Source organism: Rhodoferax sp., from assembly GCF_018780565.1.
GTDB lineage: Bacteria > Pseudomonadota > Gammaproteobacteria > Burkholderiales > Burkholderiaceae_C > Rhodoferax.
Genome location: NZ_JADMJN010000016.1, coordinates 25,196 through 48,930, shown reverse-complemented (window position 1 = coordinate 48,930; position 23,735 = coordinate 25,196). Strand labels below are relative to the sequence as shown.

The window sequence follows — 23,735 nt, the reverse complement described above, 5'->3', positions numbered from 1 at the left end:
AGTCGGCAATGTCGTTCAAGTCTTCAGCCGATCCGACTCAACCTCTACGAGGCAGTCATAAAAAGTCGGAGCGCGGCCCAGGTCGGTGAGCTTTTGGCTGGTTAGCTGATTCACATTCGTTCCATCCAGGCCGAGCTTGCGCCACCAAATGCCAAGCCCATTGACAACGCCTGCACGTGCACGCGGTGAGACTTTCACTTTGCAGCGGTAGCTTCCACGCTGATTGAATACCCGCACCACTTCGCCCGTCTTTATGCCGCGCGCATGCGCATCCTCCGCGTGCATCTCCAGCAGCGGTTCGCCCTCAATGTCGCGCAGGCTTTTCACATTCACAAAGCTGGAGTTCAGGAAATTGCGGGCCGGCGGGGAGATCATGGCCAGCGGATAGGTAGTGGATGTGTTCGATGCTTCATGATTGGGCACGTAGTCCGGCAGGCCGTCCAAGCCACGCGCAGCGAGCCGCGCGCTGAAGAATTCGCACTTTCCCGACGGCGTCGGGAAGTTGCCGTCGGCGAATGGTGCCTGTGGCGCCATCAATGGGGCAAATCCTTGGTCCATGAGCGTTTGGAAATCGATCCGATCCCCATAGGCCAGACGACACAAGCTCAAATCATCCTCTGAAAATGCCGGCTCGTCGTAGCCCATGTGCGCGGCCAGCTCACGAAAAATTTGCGTGTTGGGTTTGGCCTCGCCAAGTGGGGCAATGGCGGGCCGGTTGAGCAGGGCGTCGGTGTGCCCATAGCTCGCATGCACATCCCAATGCTCCAGCTGTGTCGTGGCGGGCAGGATGTAGTCCGCATAGTCGGCTGTATCGGTCTGGAAATGTTCGAGCACAACGGTGAAGAGGTCTTCCCTTGAGAAGCCCTGCACCACTTTGGCGGACTCGGGGGCCACAGCCACCGGATTGCTGTTGTAGACAATCAGTGCCTCTATGGCCGGACCAAATTCGGCACTGCTTGTGCGCAGCAGGTCATCGCCAATGGTGCTCATGTTGATGGTGCGCGGCACATTTGACGGGAGAAAATCGGGCCTTTGCAGGCCCGAGCGATTGACCGGGAACATGCCTGAGCAGGAGAGCAGTACGCCGCCCGCGCGGCTGCGCCATGCGCCTGTGAGCGCGGGCAAGGACGCAATCAGGCGCACGGTGTTGCCCCCACCGTGCGCCCGTTGCAGCCCGTAGTTCATGCGGATGGCGGTGGCTTGCCCGCTGGCAGCGCAGGTGCCGTAATCCCGGGCCAATGAACGGATCTGCTCCGGCAAGATGCCGCACACCTGGGCGGCGCGCTCTGGTGGCCACTGCATCGCGCGCTCGCGCAGCAAATCCCAGCCCAGCGTGTGCTGCCTCAGGTAGTCGTGATCCAGCCAGTTGTGCTTGATGAGTTCGTGCATCAGCGCCAGTGCCAGTGCGCCGTCTGTGCCGGGCAGCAGTGCAATATGTTCATGGCATTTTTCAGCAGTCTCGCTTCGGCGGGGATCGATGCAAATCAGTTTGGCACCGTTGCGTTTGGCGATTTGCGCATAGCGCCAGAAGTGCAGATTGCTGGCGATCGAGTTGCCACCCCAGATGATGATGAGTTTCGATTCGGCAAAAAACTCCACCCGCATGCCAACTTTGCCGCCAAGAGTGTGGGTCAAGCCCTCGGCGCCGGCCGAGGCGCAGATGGTGCGATCGAGCAAAGAGGCCCCCAGCTTGTGGAAGAAGCGCGCCGCGATGCTTTCGCTTTGTACCAGGCCCATGGTGCCCGCATAACTGTAGGGAAGAATGGCTTGCGCCGCATCCGCGCCACGGCTGGCAATCGAGGTGAGTCGGGACGCGATGTCGTACAACGCGGCCTCCCAGCTTACCCGCTCGAACTGGCCTGAACCTTTTGCCCCCACTCTTTTCAGCGGATGCAGGATGCGTTCCGGGTGGTAGGTGCGCTCGGTGTAGCGGGATACTTTGGTGCACAGCGCGCCATCCGTATGGGGATGCTCAGGATTGCCTTGAACCTTGATGGCAATGCCCCCGACAACGGTGGTCACCATGGAGCAGGTATCCGGGCAATCATGCGGGCAGGCGCCCAGCACCTGGGTGTGTGTATCCTTGGCCGGCTGGTCGGTCGTTGCGTTCATGGGCGGGGTAGTGTGTGATAGGTGGCTCCATTCTGGCGCAAGACCCTGAATGGCATGTTTCTCTGCTTAGTTATAGACTCGGGGACCAGGAGCAGCCATGAAAATCATAGATTCGATCGTTACGCAGGCAGCGGGCATTGCAGCCATTCGCCGGGATATCCACGCGCACCCTGAACTTTGTTTTGAGGAGGTTCGCACGGCCGAGGTCGTAGCGCAAAAGCTGACCGAGTGGGGCATTCCCATTCATCAAGGCATGGGCAAAACAGGCGTTGTGGGCATCGTCAAAAATGGCACTTCCGAGCGGGCCATTGGCTTGCGGGCCGATATGGATGCCCTGCCGATGCAGGAGTTCAATACCTTCAGTCACACCAGCCAGCACCCTGGGAAAATGCACTCCTGCGGCCATGACGGGCATACCGCCATGCTGCTGGCGGCGGCCCAGCACCTTGCAAAGCACCGGAATTTTGACGGCACGGTGTATCTGATCTTTCAGCCTGCCGAAGAGGGTGGCGGTGGCGCGCGCGAGATGATCAAGGATGGCTTGTTTGAAAAATATCCCATGGAAGCTGTGTTTGGCATGCACAACTGGCCAGGTTCTGATGTGGGTAAATTCGCCGTCAGCCCCGGTCCCGTGATGGCCTCAAGCAATGAGTTCAAGATCACCATTCGCGGCAAAGGCGGTCATGCTGCCTTGCCACACACTGGCCTGGACCCGGTGCCCGTGGCCTGCCAGATGGTGCAGGCTTTTCAAACCATCATCAGTCGCAACAAAAAACCGATTGATGCGGGTGTGATTTCCGTGACGATGATCCATGCGGGCGAGGCCACCAACGTCATTCCCGACAGCTGCGAACTGCAGGGCACAGTGCGGACCTTTACGCTGGATGTGCTGGACATGATTGAGCGGCGGATGAAGCAGATTGCCGAGCACACCTGTGCCGCGTTCGATATGGTTTGCGAGTTTCAGTTCGACCGCAACTACCCCCCCACGATCAACGCCGCCAAAGAGGCAGAGTTTGCGCGCAAGGTCATGGTGAGCATCGTTGGCGAAAGCAATGTGTCGGTGCAGGAGCCCACCATGGGCGCCGAAGATTTTTCCTACATGCTGCTGGCCAAGCCGGGTTGCTACAGTTTCATTGCCAATGGCGACGGTGCGCACCGCGAGATGGGTCACGGCGGCGGCCCCTGCATGCTGCACAACCCGAGTTACGACTTCAACGATGATTTGATTCCCCTGGGTGCCACCTACTGGGTGCGTCTGGCCGAGGAGTGGTTCAAAGACGGTGCCTGAGCCTGATCCACATGATGAACGTCGTTGACGCGTTTGCGTCCCGTTACGCGCAGGCACGGGTCAAGTTTCTGGAGGCTGCTGCCCAAGCCGGCCTGCAAGTCACTTCCAATGTGCATCCATTGGCGGGCCGCGATGGCGAAGCACTCGCCATGGACGTGGTGCTTGATGGCGCGCCCGATGCCGACAAACTGCTGATTCTCTCCAGCGCCTGCCATGGTGTCGAGGGATATTGCGGCAGTGGCGTGCAGGTGTTTGCGCTGCATGATCAGGCGTGGCGGCACAAGGCCCGGGCTCAGGGCGTTGCGGTGCTTTATGTGCATGCGCTGAACCCTTATGGTTTTTCGCATTTGCGTCGCACGACCCATGAAAACGTGGATTTGAACCGGAATTTTCAGGACTTCTCAAAGCCTCTGCCGGTGAACGAAGCCTACCGCGTGCTGCATCCTTTGCTTCTGCCCCGGCATTGGCCGCCGGATGCTGCCAATGCAGCGGCTGTGGCTCACTTCATCGCGACGAATGGCATGGATGCTTTCCAGGCCGGCGTCACGCGGGGCCAGCATGAGTTTGCCGATGGCTTGTTTTTTGGCGGCGTGGCGCCGACCTGGAGCAATCAGACGCTTCGCCAGGTGTTGCGTCACCATGGGCACCGGGCAAAAAGCATTGCCTGGATTGATTTCCATACGGGTCTTGGTCCCAGTGGTGTGGGCGAACGCATATTCGCCTGCCAGGACGACCCGGCCGCCCTGGCGCGTGCCCGACAGTGGTGGGGTGGGCAGGGCGCCACGCCGGTGACTTCAATCTACGACGGCTCGTCGACCTCGGCCTTTCTGACCGGACTCATGTGGACATCGATCTACGAAGAGTGTCCTCAGGCTGAATACACCGGAATCGCCATGGAGTACGGCACCTTGCCCATGAATGAGATGGTGCTGGCGCTGCGCGCAGAACACTGGCTTCACAACCATCCAGAAGCTTTGCCGGCGCAGGCCGGGGAAATCAGGCAGCAGATGATGGACGCCTTCTACACCGATACCGATGCCTGGAAAGGCCAGATCATCAGCCAGGCCCGCCAAGCGCTATTTCAGGCCGCGGACGGCCTGGGCGCCTGAGTCAGGTCGCAAACCGGCGCGCCGCCATCTCCAGCAGGCCGTCAAAAATCAGGTTGTCCACCAATTCGAACGGAACGGACATGCTGGGAGCCATCTTCCAGCCCGCGCCGCCGGTCATCACGCAGTTGGGCTCGGCTTTGCAGTGGGCGCGCACGTGTTGCACCATGCGCTCCACAGCGCCAGCAATGGCGTAGGTTCCGCCGCTGGTGAGGGCGTCGCTGGTGTTGGTGGGGAATTCACGCACTTCGCCAGTAGGCACATGCAGTCCGGCGGTGCCGGACTCCAGGGCGCGCAGCATGATGCCGTGGCCGGGCAATATCAGGCCACCCAGGAATTTTCCGCTGGCGTCAATCGCCTCCACCGTGACCGCCGTGCCCACCATGACCACGACCATAGGCCGCGCGGGACCCTGGGTCAAAGAGCGGTGCCAGGCGCCGATCATGGCCACCCAGCGGTCGGCACCCAGGCGCGCGGGATAGTCGTAACCGTTGGTCAGGCCTGCCTCTGCTGAGCTTGACACAACCCATTGAGGTGGGACATCCCAGATTTCCATCTGTTCCTGGACGCGGCGTTTGATGGCATCGCCCGCCACGATGCACCCGAGCATGCGATCAGGGACCGGCAGGCTGGCCCATGCGCCTTCGGCCAGCTTGTCAATGTTTTCGAGAAACTCGGCGCCTTGCGCCAGAAGGGGGGAGTCAGGTCGGGGGGCCTCGTACAGCGCCCATTTCAGGCGGGTGTTGCCAGCATCAATGGCCAGAAAACTCATGGTGTGTGTCCTGTCGGTTCAGTCCAGACTTGGACGTGGAATGGGGCAAATACTTTCATAGGCGCGGGCCGCTCGCAGCACCAGTGCATCACCAAACATGGGCCCCACAATTTGCAGGCCAATGGGCAAACCGTCAAGGCTCAAGCCGCACGGTATGGTGCATGCAGGTTGTTGTGTGAGGTTGAAGGGGTAACTGAAAGGCGTCCAGCCCAGCATGGTAGCCGAGTCCATGGGGGAGTGTCCGGCAGGTCGGGCGTCGAAAGCGGGTACGGCAACGGTAGGCGTCACCAGCAGGTCATGGCGCTGCATGAACTGGCGCATGTGGGAGCCCAGTGCGCCGCGGCGCAAGGTGAGTCGTTGCAGTTCCAGCGCCGTGATCTTTTCGCCAAGCAGGGCTTCGGCGCGGAAGTCGGGGTCGGCCACGGCTTGCTGTTCGGGGGTCAGCGAGCTCCATACCGTCCAGGCGCCGCTGAACCACAGCCCGGTGGTAATCTCCAGCGGGTCCTCAAACCCGGGGTCAATCTGCTCCACATGGGCTCCCAGGGCTTGCAACTGGCGAACTGCTGCTTCGACCGCAGCTGCCACGTCGGGATGCACGTTGCGGGCAAAACCCAGCGTGGGGGAGTAGGCGATCTTGAGGCCGCGAATACCGTCGTTGAGTCCGATGGTGTAGTCGCTTGCGTCGAATGGCAGCGAGGTCCAGTCCCGTGCATCGGGCTGTTTGAGCACATTCATCATCAGGGCTGCATCGGTCACGCTCATGCTGTGCGGCCCCAGATGCGCCACGGTGCCCATGGGTGACAGCGGGTAGGCCGGCACGCGGCCAAAGCTGGGCTTGAGGCCAAAGTTGCCGCAAAACGAGGCCGGTATGCGCACCGAGCCCGCGCCATCGGTGCCGACGCTGATTGGGCCCATGCCACTGGCCACGGCGGCGGCCGTGCCACCGGAAGAGCCTCCCGGGGTTTTGTCCAGGTTCCATGGGTTGCGTGTGATGCCGGTGCGGGGAGAGTTGGTTTCAGCCTTGCAGCCGAACTCGGGTGTGTTGGTCTTGCCCAGAATGACCGCCCCAGCCTCGCGCAGCCGTGCGGTAGCCGGTGCATCAACGTCCCAGGCTTGTTGGGGGTCCACGGTGCGGCTGCCGCGCAGGGTGGGCATGCCCCGGGTCAGGATCAGGTCCTTGATTGAAACCGGCACGCCGTCGAGCGGCCCCATTGGCTTGCCAAGAGCCCAGCGGTCCCTGCTTTGTGCGGCAGCCTGCGCGGCGCCTGCGCGGTCGGTGTGGCAAAAGGCGTTGAGTCTGCCGTCCAGCTGGTCAATGCGTTTGAACACGGCCTGGGTGGCATCAACTGGTGTAGCCTGGCCTGTCCGGTAGAGCTGCAATAGCTCGCAGGCTGTGCAGTCGGCAAGGTCGGTCCGAGGGTTTGTCATGGCGCGCCTTTGAGAGGAGTGGGTGAAAATGGAAACACCAAGCCGCAATATAAGCCAGACATGCATACACCACAGTCGCCTGCTTCACACATCACCGGCCTTGACGCCTCGGCACTGTCCCTGGCCATTCACAGCCGGCAGCTGTCCTGTCGCGAAGTGATGCAGGCCTACCTGCAGCGCATTGGCCAGCTGAATCCCGGATACAACGCCATCGTGAGCCTGCAGGATGCTGACCTCCTGTTGCGCCAGGCTGATGAACGCGATGCCCAGTTGGCGCGCGGCGAGTCCATGGGCTGGATGCATGGCATGCCGCAAGCCATCAAAGACCTGGCCAACAGCGCGGGCATTCCCACTACCATGGGTTCACCCCTGATGCGAAACTTTGTGCCGCAGGAAGATGGCTTGATGGTGCAGCGCATGAAGGCGGCTGGCTGCATCGTGATCGGCAAGACCAACACGCCGGAATTCGGCTTGGGTTCGCATACCTTCAATGAGGTGTTTGGCGCCACCCGCAATGCCTATGACTCCTCCCGGTCGGCCGGCGGCAGCAGCGGCGGCGCGGCGGTGGCGCTGGCATTGAACATGTTGCCCGTGGCCGATGGCTCTGACTTCATGGGCAGTTTGCGCAACCCGGCTGGCTGGAACAACCTCTTTGGCATGCGACCCAGTCAGGGCCGGGTACCCATGTGGCCGGCACAGGATGTCTGGGTCAGCCAGCTTGGCACCGAAGGGCCGATGGCGCGCACCGTCGCGGACCTGGCCCGCTTGCTGGATGTGCAGGCGGGTCCGGATCCGCGTGCTCCACTTTCAATAGCTAATAATGCATGTTTCACGGAGGGTTTAGGGTCTTTTGACTGTAAAAAGACGCGCATTGGATGGCTTGGCAGCCTGGGCGGGTACCTGCCCATGGAGTCGGGCATTCTGGACGTTTGTGAGCAGGGGTTGGGTCGGTTGGCAGGGCTGGGCTGCACCGTGGAACCCTTGTTGCTGGGTACTTCCCCCGAAAAAGTCTGGCAAGCCTGGCTGGTATGGCGGCGCGCACTGGTGGCGGTGCGCATCGCCCCGTTTTTACTGAATCCGAAGAACCGCGCGTTGATCAAGCCGGAGGCTTTGTGGGAGCACAGCCAGGCAGACAACCTGACTGGTGGTGAATTTCTGAGCGCCAGTGTGCAGCGCACCGCGTTTTACCAGCACATGCTTTCGCTGTTGGAGACGCATGATGTTCTGGCGCTGCCGGTGGCGCAGGTCTGGCCCTTTGACATCGGGCAGCGCTGGCCCAGCCACATCAATGGTATCGAGATGGATACCTACCATCGCTGGATGGAGGTGGTGATTTATGCCACCTTCGCGGGCCTGCCCTGCATCAGCGTGCCCGTCGGGTTTGACGACCGGGGCCTGCCCATGGGTATGCAGTTGATCGGCAAACCGCAGGGCGATTTCGCGTTGCTGCAACTGGCGCACGCCTATGAACGGGCGGCGCAGGACATTCTGAAACGCAAACCGTCGGCGGTTTGAGCGGCCAAGCGGTTCAGCCCTGACGCCACGGCAGTGCGTGGTAGCGCCAGCCGCCTCGGTGTCCGCGGTGGGCCTGCGTATCCGGGTCGCCCTCGAAACCCTCCAGAATGTTGTAAGCCTCCAGCCCCAGCTCTGTGGCGCGTCTGGCCGCCGCGATGGAGCGCACGCCGCTGCGGCACAGCAACACCACTTTTTTCCCGGGTGGCACCGCGGCTTTGAGGCTCTCATCGAAAGCGTCATTCATGACCATGCCGGGCCATTGCTTCCATGCCAGCGCCACTGCACCTGGCACAAAACCAACCCATTCCCGTTCGGCATCGGTTCGCACATCCACCAGCACCGCCTCGCCCGCTTGCCACCACTGGCAGGCCAGCTGAGGCGAGACATCGCCCGCATAGCCTTGCGCGGGCCGTGCAGCCAGCGCAGTTTCGCCGCCCGCGTCATGCCTCAGGCCGGACGTGAGATTGGCGGGTACTGCTTCGTCAATGCGCTTGGGCCTGGGCAGATGCAGCGCCGCCATGGTGGCGACGAACTCGGTCAGCGATTTGCCCGCTACCCGCGCATTGTGTGTCTTCTCCGCGCCAATGGTGGACTCGGTACGGCCGTTGTAGTCATGCCCCGGCCAGACCGTGGTTGCGTCGGGCAGGGCAAAGAGCACCTGGGTCAGGCTGTGGTACATCGCCTCGGCGCTGCCAGACTGAAAATCGGTTCGTCCACAGCCATTGATCAGCAAGGTGTCGCCGGTGAAAACATGGTCGCGCCACAAAAAGCTCATGCTTCCGGCAGTGTGTCCCGGCGTATGCAGCGCCAGGAGCTGCTCCTTGCCGAAGCGGAGAATGTCGCCGTCCTTGAGTTGAACCGCTGCCGTGCCGATACCGCAAGCGCCGGGCGCTGCCGTTTTGGCGCCGGCGAGCTCGGCCAGTTGTCCGGCGCTGGTGATGTGGTCGGCGTGGGCATGGGTTTCCACGGCCCAGAGCAACTTCAAGCCATGTTGGCGCAGTGTTGCCAGATCGCGTTCCAGCTGCACGTCCACCGGGTCAATGATGATGGCCTCGCGCGTTGTCTCGTCGAACACCAGATAGGTGTAGGTGGCAGATGGGGAGTCAAAAAGCTGGATCGGTTTCATGGTGCGCACGTTATGGGGGCCGCAGGTTCAGGGCAGAAGTAGAACTCTAAAGGATTTTGAAAGCAGGCAGCTTCTTCCCTTGCCGACCTTGCAGCAACCTGACGAGAGGGCTGCAGGACAAAATTTTTCGCAAGACTGAAAATTTTTGCAAAACGGGTTGAAATTAAAGACGCCGGCATCGTGGTTATTACCTAGTGGATTGCGTGGATATAAGCACACAATTAAATTTGTAAATGATCTGTATTTGTTCCTGCAACAATTTAACTTCTTGGAGATACGCATGACCGATAGCAAAACCCCTCGTCGTCGCAGCCTGCTCAAGGGCGTTGCCGTAGCCGCGGGCACCATGTCTGCCCCGATGATTGCGAAGGCGCAGACGGGTCCCATCAATATGCGCTGGCAGAGCACGTGGCCCGCCAAGGATATTTTTCACGAGTACGCTCTGGACTACGCCAAAAAGGTCAACGACATGACCGGTGGCGATCTCAAAATTGAAGTGCTGCCCGCGGGTTCCGTGGTGCCTGCGTTTGGGCTGCTGGAGGCTGTCTCCAAGGGCACGCTGGACGGCGGACATGGCGTTTTGGGCTATCACTATGGCAAGCAAAATGCTTTGGCCCTGTGGAATTCTGGCCCGGCGTTCGGTATGGATGCCAACATGATTCTGGCCTGGCACAAGTACGGCGGTGGCGCCGAGTTGTTGGCCAAGTTGTACGCCTCCATCGGTGGAAATGTGCAATCTTTCCTCTACGGGCCTATGGCGACGCAGCCCTTGGGCTGGTTCAAGAAGCCCATTACCAAATCATCCGACTTCAAAGGCTTGAAGTTCCGTACCAATGGCTTGGCCATTGACCTGTTTACGGCGATGGGTGCGGCAGTGAATGCATTGCCCGGCGGAGAGATTGTTCCTGCCATGGACCGTGGTTTGCTTGACGGTGCTGAATTCAACAATGCAACGTCCGACCGCTTGCTCGGTTTTCCGGATGTCTCCAAAGTCTGCATGCTGCAAAGCTACCACCAGAGCGCGGAAACCTTCGAGATCATGTTCAACAAGACCAAGTACGACGCACTGCCACCCAAGATGAAGGCGATTATTGCCGGTGCCACCGAGGCAGCGTCTGCCGACATGTCCTGGAAAGCAATTGACCGTTACTCCAAAGACTATATCGAGTTGCAGACCAAGGACAAGGTCAAGTTCTACAAGACCCCCGATTCCGTGCTGCAAGATCAGCTCAAGCTGTGGACTGAAATCGTGGAGAAGAAGTCTGCCGAGAATCCCTTGTTCAAGGAAATCGTGGCTTCTCAGAAAGCATTTGCGGCACGTGCCGTGAAGTGGGATCAGGATACCTATGTCAGTCGTCGTATGGCGGTGAACCACTTCTTTGGTGCCAAGAAGGCCTAAGGATTTTTGCTCCCATATTCAGCCATCCGGGCTTTGTCTGGATGGCTGATTTACTTAGGTGGTTTGAATATGCAAAAACTATTACTCGCGGTTGACAAGCTCAGTACCGTCGTTGGGCAAGCGTTTTCCTGGTTGATATTGGTGCTCACACTGATGATCTCCTGGGAGGTTTTTTCGCGCTATGTGATGGATAACCCACACCCGTGGGCGTTCGATGTGATGAGCATGATGTATGGCACGCTGTTCATGACGGCGGGTGCGTACACCCTGTCCAAGAATGGTCACGTGCGAGGCGATGTGCTCTATGGCTTTTTCCCGCCACGCCTGCAAGCCGGGCTGGATCTCGCTTTGTACATCCTGTTCTTTATCCCTGGAGTAGTTGCCATGGCATGGGCGGGGTACAACTTTGCAGCGGAGTCCTGGGCGATCAATGAGCATTCGAACATTACCGCCAATGGCCCGCCGGTGTATCCCTTCAAGACGGTAATCCCGATTGCCGGCGCTATCTTGCTGGCCCAGGGCCTGGTTGAAATCGTGCGTTGTATCGTCTGCCTGAAGCAGGGCGAATGGCCATCGCGCGGAGAAGATGTCGAAGAAGTCGACGTTGCAAAACTGAAAGAAATGGTCCACGTGAAAGACGAAGACATTGCCAAACTCGACGAATACGTCGTTCACCCCAAAGGAAACCATTCATGAAAAAAGAAGTCTGGTTTGGCCTGACGATCATGGCAATGGTCGTGATTGCGGCCTTTATTTTGTTGCCTTCCCCATCGATGATGACCAATGGTCATCTTGGCTTGCTGATGCTGGCGCTGGTGGTGGTTGCCATCATGCTTGGTTTTCCAACGGCCTTCACCCTGATGGGTATGGGCATGGTGTTTGCCTGGATTGCCTATCGAAGTCAAAACCCGGATCTTGCGATCAATCAGACCCTGGACCTGATGGTGCAACGCACCTATTCGGTCATGTCCAACGATGTGCTGATATCGATCCCGTTGTTTGTCTTCATGGGCTACTTGATTGAGCGCGCCAACTTGATTGAAAAGCTGTTCAAGAGCATGCACCTGGCCACCGCGCGGGTGCCGGGCTCGCTTGCTGTGGCAACCATCATTACCTGCGCCATTTTCGCAACGGCTACTGGCATTGTGGGTGCTGTGGTCACCCTGATGGGCCTGCTGGCCTTGCCTGCCATGCTGCGTGCGGGCTACAGCGTTCAGCTGTCTGCGGGCGCCATCACGGCAGGGGGCTGTTTGGGTATTCTCATTCCGCCTTCAGTGATGCTGATCGTCTACGGCGCTACGGCCGGGGTGTCCGTCGTGAAGCTGTATGCGGGTGCGTTTTTCCCCGGCATCATGCTGGCTGGTTTGTATGTGGTTTACGTTGTCGTCATTGCCAAATGGAAACCCCATCTGGCGCCGCCCATGTCCGCGGAAGACCGTCGTGTGCCTTTGCCGCCATTTGCCGAAATCGTGTCCACTAGTGTCAGCAACAAGGTTCTGCCTGGACTGATCGGCGCGATCAAAGGCAAGCGCAATGCTGCGGTGCCTATGCGTGAGTTGGTCAACCATTTAGTGATTGCCGTGCTGCCTGCGCTGGCCGTAGCCCTCATCATGGGTGCAATTTACCTGAAGGTCACTGCACCACTGCCCCCAGAGGCGGTAGAGGGCGTGGTGGCCATGGGCGGTGGAATCTCTGAAACCGCCGAGGACGATACACCTGCGCTGGGAGGTCTCTCTGAGCCAGAAGAAATGGGGGGCTCGAAATCACCGCCCGCAGAGGCAAGCGCTCCTGTGGCTGCCGTCAAGGCGACTGCAGAGAAGGCCAAGCCAGTCGAGGCGCCGGCAAAGGTCGCCGCAGAGCAGGCGCGTGTCGCAGCGCCAACGAGTTTCTGGATTGGTCTGGCGAGTTGTGCTGTGGCGCTCGGCATTTTCTACGCCTACTTCAGCTTTGCGCGGCTGGAAATTTTCAAGATGCTGTTGGGGTCATTCTTCCCGCTGGCGATGATGATTCTGGCGGTGCTTGGAACGATCGTCTTTGGTGTGGCGACCCCCACCGAGGCGGCGGCCATGGGGTCGCTGGGCGGTATCTTGCTGGCAGCGGCCTACCGGCGGCTCAACATGCAGGTGATGCGGGAGTCGGTCTATCTGACCGCCAAGACCAGTGCCATGGTGTGCTGGTTGTTTGTGGGTTCCAGCATTTTCTCGGCGGCGTTTGCGTTGCTGGGGGGGCAGGAAATCATCAATACCTGGGTTCTTTCAATGAACATGACCCCGGTGCAGTTCATGATCCTGGCGCAGGTGGTGATCTTCTTGCTGGGCTGGCCCCTGGAGTGGACCGAAATCATCGTCATTTTCATGCCGATTTTCATCCCCTTGTTGCCGCACTTCGGTATCGATCCGCTGTTCTTCGGTTTGCTGGTGGCCTTGAACCTGCAAACTGCATTTTTGAGTCCACCTGTGGCCATGGCTGCGTTCTATCTGAAGGGGGTCAGCCCACCCCATGTGACCTTGAACCAGATCTTCGCCGGGATGCTGCCGTTCATGGCCATTCAGGTGTTTGCCATCTTCCTCCTGTACCAGTTCCCGGCCATTGGCTTGTGGCTGCCGGAATTGCTTTACAAATAGCAAACCGTGACGGGACGATGACAAGGGGCGCGAAGGCGCCCCTTGTTTTTGGAAAAACGGTAAGATTGACGTTTACGTAAACGTCAAGTTACTCCGGAGTCTCACCATGACTGATCTCTCTGCCGAATTCAAGGCGCTCGCCAACTACCGTCCGACCCATAAAGTGCGCTTTGTCACGGCGGCCAGTTTGTTCGATGGGCATGATGCGGCCATCAACATCATGCGCCGGATTCTGCAGGGCATGGGTGCCGAGGTCATTCACCTGGGACACAACCGCAGCGTGGACGAAGTGGTGACCGCCGCCTTGCAGGAGGACGCACAGGGCATTGCCATCAGCTCCTACCAAGGCGGGCACGTCGAATATTTCAAATACATGGTGGACCTGCTGAAAGAGCGCGGTGGTTCGCACATTCAGGTGTTTGGCGGGGGCGGGGGCGTCATCGTGCCACCCGAAATTCGTGAACTGCAGGCCTATGGTGTGGCCCGCATTTTCAGCCCGGAAGATGGCCAGCGCATGGGGCTGGCCGGCATGATCGGCGAGATGGTGATGCGCTGCGACAAGGATCTGTCAGCCTATGCCCCTCACGACATGGCGGCCATCCAGGGGCACAGCGAAATGAGTTGGCGGGCCTTGGCGCAGCTCATCACCGCACTGGAGAACGAAAAAGCGGCGGGCGAGGGCAAAGGTGCACCTTCCAAGCAATTGGCGGCACTAACCCTGGAGATACGTGGGGCTGCTGCTATTAAAAAGATACCGGTTCTGGGTATCACGGGTACTGGTGGGGCAGGCAAGTCCTCCTTGACTGACGAGCTGATTCGCCGTTTGCGCCTCGATCAGAACGACAGCCTGCGCGTGGCCGTGATCAGTATCGACCCCTCGCGGCGCAAGAGTGGCGGTGCCTTGCTGGGCGACCGTATTCGCATGAATGCCATCAGCCCATGGCGCCAGGGGCCGCGTGTCTTCATGCGCAGCCTGGCGACGCGCGACTTCGGTTCGGAAATCAGCGCTGCGCTGCCCGATGTCATTGCGGCCTGCAAGGTCGCCGATTTCGATCTGATTGTGGTGGAAACCTCGGGCATCGGCCAGGGTGACGCCGCCATCGTGCCACATGTGGATGTGCCGCTGTACGTGATGACGCCGGAGTTTGGCGCGGCCAGTCAGCTGGAGAAGATTGACATGCTGGACTTTGCCGAGTTTGTGGCGATCAATAAATTCGACCGCAAGGGGGCGCTGGATGCCCTTCGTGATGTGGCCAAGCAGGTGCAGCGCAACAAGGAGGCGTGGACCACGCCGACAGAGCAAATGCCCGTGTTCGGCACCATGGCGGCTCGTTTCAATGACGACGGCGTGACCGCCCTGTACCAGGCCTTGAAGGCGCGTCTGGTGGCTTTGGGTCTGATGCTGGCGCCCTCATCGCAGTTGCCCGTGGTTTCGGTGCGTTACAGCACCAACCAGACGCCCGTTGTCCCCGCTGCGCGCACCCGCTACCTCGCTGAAATCAGCGACACGGTGCGCAGCTACAAGAAGCGCGCACGCAGTCAGGCCACACTGGCGCGGGAAATTCAGCAGTTGCAGGAAACCGGCCGCATGTTGAAGCTGGACGACTCGAACAAGACCAATGCCTTCAAAGCGGTCATGGATCTGGCGCAGCAGCGCGAAGCGCATATGGGTGCGGCCGAGCGCAAACTGATTGAGCAATGGCCCGCCATGCAGGCCGCCTATGCGGGCGATGAATACGTTGTCAAAATCCGGGACAAGGAAATCCGCACCGCACTCACCACCAAGTCGCTCAGCGGCACCACGATCCGCAAGGTCGCTCTGCCTCAATTCGAAGACCGCGGTGAAGTCCTGAAGTGGCTGATGCTGGACAACGTGCCCGGCAGCTACCCCTATACCGCCGGCACCTTTGCTTTCAAACGCGAAGGTGAAGACCCAACGCGCATGTTCGCGGGCGAGGGTGATGCGTTTCGCACCAACACGCGGTTCAAGTTGCTGAGTTCGGGCATGGCGGCCAAGCGTTTGTCCACTGCGTTTGACTCAGTGACGTTGTACGGCAACGATCCCGACCCGCGCCCCGACATCTACGGCAAGGTCGGCAACAGCGGCGTGTCCATTGCCACGCTGGACGACATGAAGGTGTTGTACGGTGGCTTTGATCTGTGCAGCCCCAGCACGTCAGTGTCGATGACCATCAACGGTCCGGCGCCCAGCATCCTGGCCATGTTCATGAATACGGCGATTGACCAGAACATCGACAAATTCAAGGCCGATAACGGTCGTGACCCGACCGACACCGAGCTGGAAAAAATCAGGGAATGGGTACAGGAAAACGTGCGCGGCACCGTGCAGGCCGACATCCTGAAGGAAGACCAGGGGCAGAACACCTGCATTTTCTCGACCGAATTCAGCCTGAAGGTGATGGGTGACATCGCCGAATATTTTGTCCACAATCGCGTGCGCAATTTTTACAGTGTGAGCATCAGCGGCTACCACATTGCCGAGGCCGGGGCCAACCCGATCAGCCAGCTGGCGTTCACCCTGTCCAATGGCTTCACCTTCGTCGAAGCCTATCTGGCGCGGGGTATGCACATTGACGACTTTGCGCCCAACCTGAGCTTCTTTTTCAGCAATGGCATGGACCCCGAGTACACGGTGATGGGCCGCGTGGCGCGGCGCATCTGGGCGGTGGCGATGAAAGAGCGCTACGGTGCGAACGAGCGCAGTCAAAAGCTCAAATACCATATCCAGACCTCTGGACGCAGCTTGCACGCGCAGGAAATTCAGTTCAATGACATCCGTACCACGCTGCAGGCGCTGATCGCGATTTATGACAACTGCAATAGCCTGCACACCAATGCCTTCGATGAAGCCATCACCACGCCCACCGAAGATTCGGTGCGCCGCGCCATGGCCATCCAGCTCATCATCAACCGGGAATGGGGTCTGGCGAAGAACGAGAACCCGTCGCAGGGCGCCTTCATCATCGAAGAGCTGACCGAGTTGCTGGAAGAAGCGGTGCTGCTGGAGTTCGAGCGCATCGCCGAGCGCGGTGGTGTGCTGGGCGCCATGGAAACCGGCTACCAGCGGGGCCGGATTCAAGACGAGTCCATGCATTACGAGATGCTCAAGCACACCGGCGAGCTGCCCATCATCGGCGTCAACACTTTTCGCAACCCGCATGGGGACGCGGTGCTGGACAAGCTGGAACTGGCCCGCTCAACGGATGAAGAAAAGCAGAATCAGCTCAAGCGGCTGGCAGAGTTTCATGCGCTGCACGCGAACGAATCACCAGCCATGCTGAAACGCCTTCAGCAGGCCGTGATTGAAAACAAGAATGTGTTTGAGGTGCTGATGGACGCCGTGCGAGTGTGTTCGCTGGGCCAAATCACCGATGCCCTGTTTCAGGTGGGCGGCCAGTACCGGCGCAATATGTAGCAGTTACACAGGCGCCGGTCTGGGAAAGGGTTTAACCGCCCTTCTTGGCGCGCTTGCCCGGGTTTTTCTTGTTGTTGGTCGCTGCGCCGCGCTCGAGGCTGCGCAATTGACCTTTGCCGGCGGTAAAGCACACGCCCTTGGGTGGCACGGGACGGGGTGTGGCGATACGGTCGGCTTCTGTACGGATGATCTTGGCCATGAAAAACTCCATTTAATTTGAAAACCCCCAATTATCCCCGGACTTGGCTTGAGCCGTTTTGGCTCGTTGCCGTGAGCCTACATGGCGGTGGCCAAAGGCAAATTAATCAGCAGGTTCTGGGGTTTGATCCGGGTGATGCTGTCAGCGTTCATGGCCAGGCCCAGATAGACTGTTTTTCCTGCCACATCAGCTCGCATTTCGCCCGGATTCGCGAAATCCAGGCGAAACAGGCTGATCATCCTGCGCAGGCGCTCCGGGGCGACGGGCTGGTCCTGGTAAAGGTCATTCAGGATGGCCGTGGACTCGGTGTCCAGGCCCACATGCCAGCGCCACGCGGCGTCGTCGATTTTCTGTTCCGGTTGAATGGTGACCGTCACACCCAGGAAATGATGCACCCATTGTTCCAGCACCCGGGCCAGTGCCGTCAGACCTGAGCGGGCGCGCGTGACCTTGAATGTCAGTCCGTGCCCCAGATCCTGGGTCAGCTCATGCGTCAGGTCGAGCAAGAAGGTGTGGTCTTCATCCGATTGCCAGTAGCGCATTGCGTTGTCGCCACCCAGCACGTCCAGATTGATGGCACGCAAGGGGGCCTTGCTCTCCTTGAGCAATCGGCCCATCTCGCCCAGTCCGCCGGTTTCGTTGTACATGTCAAGGACAGTGCGGTCGCCGGCCAGGATCTGTCCGTCCTGGATGGTGATGCGCTGGCTGCGAAACAGCATCTCGGCAGCCCGCGCTTCAACGGGATCGTGCGCCTCGTCCAGCACATTGCGCAAAATCGCCTGTGCAATGAGATCCACAAAAAGCGGCGGAACATTCACGGTGCCTCGCAGGAACAGGTCCAGGTAATAGCGCTCCAGCGTGCCAGCCGTCAGCAGTGCATCGCGAAATCCCAGAAACATGGCATAGTTTTCACGTGCGTCCTCATCTTGCAGGGCCGCGAGCGCCTCGGAGGGAACCGGTCGCAAAGGCGATGCGAGCAGGGCTGCATGCAGCGCGTGTTCCCCCGTGCAGGATTCCGGCACCAGCGCCAGTTCCGGGCGAGCCAAAAACAGGCGCAGATAGGCTTCGGTGGGTACCAGCCAGCCACGCGCGTTGCGCTCCAACTGAGCAAAGCCACAGGACGGCCAGAAATTCACCATGGCTTGGGATATTTCATGGGGATGGCGCCGGTGGAATGAGCTTGCCTGACAGGATCAAAACCAAGGTCTTGAAGCCGAGGAAGGCGATCGCCAGGGATGAAAAAGCCAGCGCAATACCGCCCACCAAAGGTGGCCAGCCGCCGCGACGAACGACTTCGATGACCGCTCCGGCCAACGCCGCCAGGGGAAATGAAAAAGACCAGAATCCGATAGAAAACGGAATGTGCCCCCACCATTTGTAGCGGGCCATGACCGCCACTATCGGGCCCGCAGCGATGCCCAGGCCGACGATCAGGACATCGCCAGGCAATAAGGGCCAGATGGTTCCTGCGGCCAGTGTGGCGACCGACGCCGGTGCCAGTTCCAGTCCGATCGTGGGGCGCAGGCCTTCGGGCATGGCGCCTTCAAACAAACGATTGAGCACGCGAACCTCCAGCAAACCCCAGCTGACCAAGCCCATGCCAAACAGCAGTGCAGCCCAACCGGGATACCCCAGCGCGCTCAATGCCATGCCGCCGACGAATCCGCCTGCGACCGGCGGCACATACAGCGCAGGCGTCACTGCCGCAACGGGCAAAGAGGCGGTCGTGAGCATCGCCACAATGCGAATGGCCACCACACCCTGCAATGTCAATGCGAGCAGGGTGAATAGCAGCCAGCCGTCATGACCGGGCGCTCCAAAGTAGACCGTGCACAGCAGCAAAGACACCGGAATGAGCGCCATGATGGAGCCCACCAGGGGATGCGTGAATTCAGCGGCAAAGGTGCGTGGATGGCGCAGGCACTTGCCGGCATAGAGCAGCAGCAAAACCACCAGCAGGGTCAGTGCGGTCCAGGCCAGCGCCTGGGCGATGGGCAAGGCCTGTGTCCAGCCGAAACCCTGCGCCCTGCGCCAGGCACCTGCCAGGGCCAGCAAACCCACGGGCATGGCAAAAAGACCAACGGGAAAACGGTCAAGCCAGGGCAGCGTACGCATCGTCTTGCTTCCGCTTAACGAGCCTGGTCGGGATCTCCGGCGTCCTGCAGCTTGGCTGCACGATAGCCATTCTTGGCAATGAGTTCAAGGTAAAAAGCCTTCCCGCCCTCTTTGGCTACGGCATCGATCAGGCTGGTAATCGTGGCGAAGTGGACCACCGTGGCGTTGTCCGCACTGGTGCCGAATTTGCAGTCAAAATCCCAATAGTCCACGCCTTCGGGCAATGGCACGCGTCGTTGCCGTTTGACGTATTTCCTGATTTCGTGCTTCGTAGCCTCCAACACGCGGTCGGGATGTTTGCCTTCAATGGCCAGCTGGAACGTCTTCTTCATGATTGCCTTTATTCAGTCTGCACCGGCCCCTGAAGGCTGTGGTACTCAAGCGCTCGATTATGAGGCTTCCCGCTGCCGGCCGGGTCCGATTCCCCGGTGTTATCGAGTGACTGTGGCCACTTCCCAGGGGGGCCTTGCGGGTCGATATTCGCGACCGGCCTGGGCCGATTAAACTGGGCGGGTCCGGGATCAACTTCTGCTCGTCTTGCCAAGGGGGGCCACAAGGGCCCTCTGGCGTTGAATTTTTCTGCTGTCACCTCCACAAAGCGCCTCCACATGTCATTTATCTCTCTTGGGCTGTCTCCCGCACTCCTGCGCGCCGTCAGTGCCAAAGCCTATCTTGTGCCCACGCCTGTGCAGGTCGCGGCCATACCCGCTGCCTTGCAAGGACGCGATGTCCTCGGTTCGGCGCAGACGGGTTCCGGCAAGACCGCCGCCTTTGCCCTGCCTTTATTGCAGCAGCTCGAAAACACGGCCTCCGAGTCCCCGAGACGGGCTCGCGCACTGATTTTGGTGCCTACGCGTGAACTCTGTGCCCAAGTTGGCGAGGAGATTCGTGCGCTGGCGGCGCATCTGGCGCGGCCAGTGAAGGTTTCCATTGTTTTTGGCGGGGTTTCCATCAATCCGCAGATGATGCGGCTGCGCGGCGGCGCGGACGTGGTAGTGGCCACGCCGGGGCGTTTGCTGGATCTGGTTGACCACAATGCATTGGTGTTGAGCCATGTGACGACCTTGGTACTCGATGAAGCAGACCGCCTCTTTGACCTGGGCTTTGCCGAAGAACTGGGGCGCATCCTGAACTTGTTGCCTGCGCAGCGGCAGAACCTGTTTTTTTCGGCTACGTTTCCCCCTGCTGTGCAGGCCCTGGCGCAAACGCTTCTGCGCGATCCGGTTCGTGTTGAGGTGCTCCCTGAGCCGCAGAGCCAGCCCGACATCGTGCAGCGAGCCATCGCCGTGGATGCCGGACGGCGTACCCAGTTGCTGCGTCATCTCATTGCGCAAAACCATTGGCGTCGCGTGCTGGTGTTTGTGGCAACCAAACATGCGGCCGAAACGGTTGCAGACAAGTTGCGCAAGGCACGAATCAACGCAGAGCCATTTCATGGGGAACTGAGTCAGGGCAAACGTACGCAGGTGCTGGCTGATTTCAAGGCGTCCCGGCTCAAAGTGGTGATTGCCACCGATGTGGCCGCCCGGGGGCTGGACATCGCCCAGTTGCCAGTGGTCGTGAATTACGACCTGCCGCGCTCCTCGGTTGACTACATTCATCGCATTGGGCGCACCGGCCGTGCCGGAGAGAGCGGCGTGGCAGTGAGCTTTGTCAGTGTGGGCACGCAAGCGCATTTCCGCTTGATCGCCAAGCGTCAGGGCCTGGATTTACAGCTCGAACAGATAGAGGGCTTTGAGCCGACTGAGGTGGCCGTTGCCGCTGGTGCCGGCCCCGACCCCGCCACCGGGGGCATCAAAGGAAAACGACCCAGCAAAAAGGACAAGCTCCGCGCGGCTGCAGCGCGCGGACAGACGCCCATGTGACGCGCGCGGCGCCTGATCCGGGATAAGCTTTGACGGAGTTTTTTACCCCGATCTGAACCATTCACAGGAGCATTCCATGGACAATCTTTTCTCTCTCAAGGGCCGTACCGCGTTGATCACCGGCGGCTCGCGCGGCATTGGTCGCATGATTGCAGCCGGCTATCTGGCACAGGGCGCCAAGGTTTACATTTCGGCGCGCAAAGCCGCGGCCTGCGACCAGACCGCCAAGGAGCTGTCCAGCCTGGGTCCCTGCATCTCCTTGCCGGCCGACGTGTCGACTGCCGAGGGCGTCAAGGCCCTGGCGGCTGCTTATGCCGCGCACGAGCCGCAACTCGACATCCTGGTGAACAATGCGGGTGCGGCCTGGGGTGCGCCCTTTGATGAGTTCCCCGAGAGCGGCTGGGACAAGGTTGTGGATCTGAACCTGAAGTCCCCCTTCTTCCTGACCCAGGCGCTGGCGCCTCAGTTGCGTCTGGCGGGCAAGACCCGCGTGGCCAAGGTCATCAACATCGCCTCCATCGATGGCGTGTCGGTCAACCCGCAAGAAACTTATTCTTATGCCGCCAGCAAAGCGGGCCTGGTGCATCTGACCAAGCGCATGGCGTTGCGCCTGGTCAAGGACAATATTGTGGTGACGGCGATTGCCCCGGGCGCTTTTGCCTCGGAAATGAACCGTGACGCGCGTGATCGCGCGCAAGAAGTGTCTGCCCACATTCCCGCTGGTCGTATTGGTGTGGACGAGGACATGGCAGGCGCGGCGATTTACCTGGCCTCGCGTGCTGGTGATTATGTGGTGGGCACGACACTGGTGGTGGACGGCGGGGTTACGCTGGCCCGCTGACACCCACTCTCGCGCTGCTCGCTGGGGCGCTTCAGGCGATCCCCATCCGGCGCGAGATCAGTTCAACAAAAACGCGTCGGCCATGCCATCGAGCTCGTCGGCATCGATGGCGGCGTCAAATGCAGCGCGGCTGGCCAGCGCTTCCTTGGTGAAGGGGATCAGCGGTTTGTCCAGCGGACGCAGCTTGTGGCGGCGCAAGCCACGCAGCTGCAGGGAGCGTTCCATGGTCTGCAATACCAGCTCGGGCTCCATCATCAGGCTGAAAGGATTGAGTTCAAGGGCCGTGGTCTTCATTGTGTTTCTCCAGTGGTTTCAGCGTCCAATCAGGATGCATTGGCGCTTGAGACAACTGTAGCCACGCGCGGCACGCAATGAAGTCGGTAAATGGATAGAAGCCCTGTAGGTAAATGCCTTACAGGGCCGGCTGTTACATCAGTCTGACCCGGACGCTCTTGCCTTTGATCTTGCCGGCGTTGAGTTTGGTGCAGGCGGCTTGTGCCAGGTCCCGTTGTACGGCTACAAAGGTGCAGAACTCGGTCACCTGGATTTTGCCGATCTGCTCGCGGGTGTAAGCCGCACCGCCTTCCGTGTTTGTGAGTGCGCCCAGAACATCTCCGGGGCGAATCTTTTCCTTGCGACCGCCCAGAATCTGCAGCGTGACCATCGGGGGCAGCAAGGGGCCGTTCCCTGTGGGTGTTAGTTCGTCCAGCTTGTGCCAGCTTGACTCACGTTTTTGATACTGCTCGATCTTGCCGACAAACCCCATTTCGTTCATGCTGGCCAGACTCAACGCGAGGCCCGATTCGCCAGCGCGACCCGTGCGTCCGATGCGGTGTACATGCACCTCCGGGTCGGGTGTGATGTCCACGTTGATCACCGCTTCGAGTTGGTTGATATCCAGGCCGCGCGAGGCCACGTCGGTGGCTACCAGTACCGAGCAGCTGCGGTTGGCAAATTGCGCCAGAACCTGGTCGCGCTCGCGCTGCTCAAGTTCGCCATACAGAGCCAGCGCACTGAAGCCTTGTTCTTGCAGGTAGGTCACCAGGTCCTTGCATTGCTGCTTGGTATTGCAAAACGCGAGCGTACTGATTGGACGAAAGTGATTGAGAAGTTGCGCCACGGTGGCCAGCCGATTGTGGCGGGTCACCTCGTAGAAGCGTTGCTCAATGAGACTTTCCGTGTGCTGGGCCTCGACCTTGATTTGCACCGGCTCGCGCATGAACTGCCTGGCCAGTTTTTCGATGCCCTCAGGGTAGGTGGCGGAAAACAACAGCGTTTGTCGCTCCTTGGGGCACTGCTTGGTGACGGTGGCAATGTCATCAAAAAACCCCATGTCCAGCATGCGATCCGCTTCGTCCAGCACCAATGTGTTGAGTGCTTCAAGCGTCAGGTAAGCCCGCTCCAGATGGTCCATGATGCGCCCTGGAGTGCCAACCACCACGTGTGCGCCGTGCTCCAGCGACGCACGCTGACCACGCAGGGCAATGCCACCGCACAGTGTGACGACCTTGATGTTTTCTTCGGCACGCGCCAGGCGGCGAATTTCTGTGGTGACCTGGTCCGCCAGCTCACGCGTGGGGCACAGCACCAGCGCTTGCACGGCAAAGCGACGCGGGTTGAGCTTGGTGAGCAGGGTCAGGGCAAACGCTGCGGTCTTGCCACTGCCGGTTTGCGCTTGTGCGATCAGGTCCTTGCCCGCCAGGGCTATGGGCAGGCTGGCGGCCTGGATCGGTGTCATCTCCGAATAGCCAAGCTGCTTCAGATTGTCCAGGGTTGAGGGGTTCAGGGCCAGGGCGGCGAAGCTGGAAGACGGTGTGGCGGCAGCGCTAGCCACCTTGGGTTCAGTAATGCTCATGCCCCGATTATCCGTACAAGGTCATATTGGGCAAAATGCAGTCTGGCGTGG

The 23,735-nt window shown here is 59.9% G+C and carries 19 protein-coding genes and 1 pseudogene; 9 read left to right on the top strand and 11 right to left on the bottom strand.

Annotated features, from left to right (window positions below):
* Positions 1-15 precede the first annotated feature (15 nt).
* Positions 16-2,112: a molybdopterin oxidoreductase family protein gene (locus tag IV109_RS18730; protein ID WP_296700528.1), complete on the bottom strand. Its 2,097-nt coding sequence runs from the start codon at positions 2,110-2,112 to the stop codon at positions 16-18.
* A 97-nt stretch (positions 2,113-2,209) separates the two neighbouring features.
* Between IV109_RS18730 and IV109_RS18725 the strand changes: the two genes are divergently transcribed.
* Entirely contained in the window at positions 2,210-3,403 is a 1,194-nt protein-coding gene (locus tag IV109_RS18725; protein ID WP_296700525.1) for a M20 aminoacylase family protein, read from the top strand.
* A gap of 11 nt (positions 3,404-3,414) precedes the next feature.
* Positions 3,415-4,512, top strand: a complete 1,098-nt coding sequence (locus tag IV109_RS18720; protein WP_296700521.1) for a M14 family metallopeptidase — start codon at positions 3,415-3,417, stop codon at positions 4,510-4,512.
* Between the two features lies 1 nt (position 4,513).
* Here the strand turns inward: IV109_RS18720 and IV109_RS18715 are convergent, their stop codons facing one another.
* Positions 4,514-5,281 (bottom strand): type III pantothenate kinase, encoded by a 768-nt coding sequence (locus tag IV109_RS18715; RefSeq protein WP_296700518.1) that lies wholly within the window; start codon positions 5,279-5,281, stop codon positions 4,514-4,516.
* An 18-nt stretch (positions 5,282-5,299) separates the two neighbouring features.
* Positions 5,300-6,709 (bottom strand): amidase, encoded by a 1,410-nt coding sequence (locus tag IV109_RS18710; protein WP_296700515.1) that lies wholly within the window; start codon positions 6,707-6,709, stop codon positions 5,300-5,302.
* Positions 6,710-6,769: 60 nt separating this feature from the next.
* On the opposite strand from IV109_RS18710, the gene IV109_RS18705 reads away from it, so the two are divergent.
* Positions 6,770-8,224: an amidase gene (locus tag IV109_RS18705; RefSeq protein WP_296700512.1), complete on the top strand. Its 1,455-nt coding sequence runs from the start codon at positions 6,770-6,772 to the stop codon at positions 8,222-8,224.
* A gap of 13 nt (positions 8,225-8,237) precedes the next feature.
* On the opposite strand, the gene IV109_RS18700 is transcribed toward IV109_RS18705, so the two are convergent.
* Both IV109_RS18700 and IV109_RS18695 read right to left on the bottom strand, forming a co-directional pair.
* Entirely contained in the window at positions 8,238-8,675 is a 438-nt protein-coding gene (locus IV109_RS18700) for a rhodanese-like domain-containing protein (RefSeq protein ID WP_296700733.1), read from the bottom strand.
* A 174-nt stretch (positions 8,676-8,849) separates the two neighbouring features.
* Positions 8,850-9,350, bottom strand: a pseudogene (locus IV109_RS18695) (MBL fold metallo-hydrolase); the annotation flags it as partial.
* Between the two features lie 280 nt (positions 9,351-9,630).
* Here IV109_RS18695 and IV109_RS18690 point away from each other — a divergent pair.
* The 4 genes from IV109_RS18690 to icmF all read left to right on the top strand — a co-directional run bounded on the left by IV109_RS18690 (position 9,631) and on the right by icmF (position 16,809).
* Positions 9,631-10,749, top strand: coding sequence for a C4-dicarboxylate ABC transporter (locus IV109_RS18690; protein WP_296700509.1), 1,119 nt, complete (start codon positions 9,631-9,633; stop codon positions 10,747-10,749).
* A 69-nt stretch (positions 10,750-10,818) separates the two neighbouring features.
* Positions 10,819-11,445, top strand: a complete 627-nt coding sequence (locus tag IV109_RS18685) for a TRAP transporter small permease subunit (RefSeq protein ID WP_296700506.1) — start codon at positions 10,819-10,821, stop codon at positions 11,443-11,445.
* On the top strand, positions 11,442-13,373 hold the full coding sequence (locus IV109_RS18680; protein WP_296700503.1) for a TRAP transporter large permease subunit: 1,932 nt from the start codon (positions 11,442-11,444) through the stop codon (positions 13,371-13,373). Before IV109_RS18685 ends, IV109_RS18680 begins: the two co-directional genes overlap by 4 nt.
* A 106-nt stretch (positions 13,374-13,479) precedes the next feature.
* Positions 13,480-16,809 carry a fused isobutyryl-CoA mutase/GTPase IcmF gene (gene icmF / locus IV109_RS18675; protein WP_296700501.1) on the top strand — a complete coding sequence of 1,110 codons (3,330 nt, stop codon included), beginning with the start codon at positions 13,480-13,482 and terminating at the stop codon, positions 16,807-16,809.
* Positions 16,810-16,840: 31 nt separating this feature from the next.
* Here icmF and IV109_RS18670 read toward each other — a convergent pair whose 3' ends face one another.
* From IV109_RS18670 to IV109_RS18655, 4 genes are all read right to left on the bottom strand, one after another.
* Positions 16,841-17,008, bottom strand: coding sequence for a hypothetical protein (locus IV109_RS18670; RefSeq protein WP_296700498.1), 168 nt, complete (start codon positions 17,006-17,008; stop codon positions 16,841-16,843).
* Between the two features lie 77 nt (positions 17,009-17,085).
* Positions 17,086-18,147, bottom strand: a complete 1,062-nt coding sequence (locus tag IV109_RS18665) for a DUF6352 family protein (protein ID WP_296700496.1) — start codon at positions 18,145-18,147, stop codon at positions 17,086-17,088.
* A gap of 13 nt (positions 18,148-18,160) precedes the next feature.
* Positions 18,161-19,123 carry a hypothetical protein gene (locus tag IV109_RS18660; RefSeq protein ID WP_296700493.1) on the bottom strand — a complete coding sequence of 321 codons (963 nt, stop codon included), beginning with the start codon at positions 19,121-19,123 and terminating at the stop codon, positions 18,161-18,163.
* A gap of 14 nt (positions 19,124-19,137) precedes the next feature.
* Positions 19,138-19,455 carry a DUF6172 family protein gene (locus tag IV109_RS18655; protein WP_296700490.1) on the bottom strand — a complete coding sequence of 106 codons (318 nt, stop codon included), beginning with the start codon at positions 19,453-19,455 and terminating at the stop codon, positions 19,138-19,140.
* A gap of 276 nt (positions 19,456-19,731) precedes the next feature.
* Here IV109_RS18655 and IV109_RS18650 point away from each other — a divergent pair, with 276 nt between their 5' ends.
* Positions 19,732-20,988 carry a DEAD/DEAH box helicase gene (locus tag IV109_RS18650; RefSeq protein ID WP_296700487.1) on the top strand — a complete coding sequence of 419 codons (1,257 nt, stop codon included), beginning with the start codon at positions 19,732-19,734 and terminating at the stop codon, positions 20,986-20,988.
* 76 nt (positions 20,989-21,064) lie between these two features.
* Positions 21,065-21,829, top strand: coding sequence for an SDR family oxidoreductase (locus IV109_RS18645; protein ID WP_296700484.1), 765 nt, complete (start codon positions 21,065-21,067; stop codon positions 21,827-21,829).
* A 57-nt stretch (positions 21,830-21,886) separates the two neighbouring features.
* Here the strand turns inward: IV109_RS18645 and IV109_RS18640 are convergent, their stop codons facing one another.
* Complete coding sequence (locus tag IV109_RS18640) at positions 21,887-22,123, bottom strand: hypothetical protein (protein ID WP_296700481.1); 237 nt, start codon at positions 22,121-22,123, stop codon at positions 21,887-21,889.
* A gap of 133 nt (positions 22,124-22,256) precedes the next feature.
* Complete coding sequence (dbpA, locus tag IV109_RS18635) at positions 22,257-23,684, bottom strand: ATP-dependent RNA helicase DbpA (protein WP_296700479.1); 1,428 nt, start codon at positions 23,682-23,684, stop codon at positions 22,257-22,259.
* Positions 23,685-23,735: the final 51 nt, after the last annotated feature.

Excerpts from the sequence above, each read along its gene's own strand:
- IV109_RS18730 (WP_296700528.1), bottom strand. The coding sequence starts at position 2,112 with ATGAACGCAACGACCGACCAGCCGGCCAAGGATACACACACCCAGGTG.
- IV109_RS18725 (WP_296700525.1), top strand. The coding sequence starts at position 2,210 with ATGAAAATCATAGATTCGATCGTTACGCAGGCAGCGGGCATTGCAGCC.
- IV109_RS18720 (WP_296700521.1), top strand. The coding sequence starts at position 3,415 with ATGATGAACGTCGTTGACGCGTTTGCGTCCCGTTACGCGCAGGCACGG.
- IV109_RS18715 (WP_296700518.1), bottom strand. The coding sequence starts at position 5,281 with ATGAGTTTTCTGGCCATTGATGCTGGCAACACCCGCCTGAAATGGGCG.
- IV109_RS18710 (WP_296700515.1), bottom strand. The coding sequence starts at position 6,709 with ATGACAAACCCTCGGACCGACCTTGCCGACTGCACAGCCTGCGAGCTA.
- IV109_RS18705 (WP_296700512.1), top strand. The coding sequence starts at position 6,770 with ATGCATACACCACAGTCGCCTGCTTCACACATCACCGGCCTTGACGCC.
- IV109_RS18690 (WP_296700509.1), top strand. The coding sequence starts at position 9,631 with ATGACCGATAGCAAAACCCCTCGTCGTCGCAGCCTGCTCAAGGGCGTT.
- IV109_RS18685 (WP_296700506.1), top strand. The coding sequence starts at position 10,819 with ATGCAAAAACTATTACTCGCGGTTGACAAGCTCAGTACCGTCGTTGGG.
- IV109_RS18680 (WP_296700503.1), top strand. The coding sequence starts at position 11,442 with ATGAAAAAAGAAGTCTGGTTTGGCCTGACGATCATGGCAATGGTCGTG.
- icmF (WP_296700501.1), top strand. The coding sequence starts at position 13,480 with ATGACTGATCTCTCTGCCGAATTCAAGGCGCTCGCCAACTACCGTCCG.
- IV109_RS18670 (WP_296700498.1), bottom strand. The coding sequence starts at position 17,008 with ATGGCCAAGATCATCCGTACAGAAGCCGACCGTATCGCCACACCCCGT.
- IV109_RS18665 (WP_296700496.1), bottom strand. The coding sequence starts at position 18,147 with ATGGTGAATTTCTGGCCGTCCTGTGGCTTTGCTCAGTTGGAGCGCAAC.
- IV109_RS18660 (WP_296700493.1), bottom strand. The coding sequence starts at position 19,123 with ATGCGTACGCTGCCCTGGCTTGACCGTTTTCCCGTTGGTCTTTTTGCC.
- IV109_RS18655 (WP_296700490.1), bottom strand. The coding sequence starts at position 19,455 with ATGAAGAAGACGTTCCAGCTGGCCATTGAAGGCAAACATCCCGACCGC.
- IV109_RS18650 (WP_296700487.1), top strand. The coding sequence starts at position 19,732 with ATGTCATTTATCTCTCTTGGGCTGTCTCCCGCACTCCTGCGCGCCGTC.
- IV109_RS18645 (WP_296700484.1), top strand. The coding sequence starts at position 21,065 with ATGGACAATCTTTTCTCTCTCAAGGGCCGTACCGCGTTGATCACCGGC.
- IV109_RS18640 (WP_296700481.1), bottom strand. The coding sequence starts at position 22,123 with ATGAAGACCACGGCCCTTGAACTCAATCCTTTCAGCCTGATGATGGAG.
- dbpA (WP_296700479.1), bottom strand. The coding sequence starts at position 23,684 with ATGAGCATTACTGAACCCAAGGTGGCTAGCGCTGCCGCCACACCGTCT.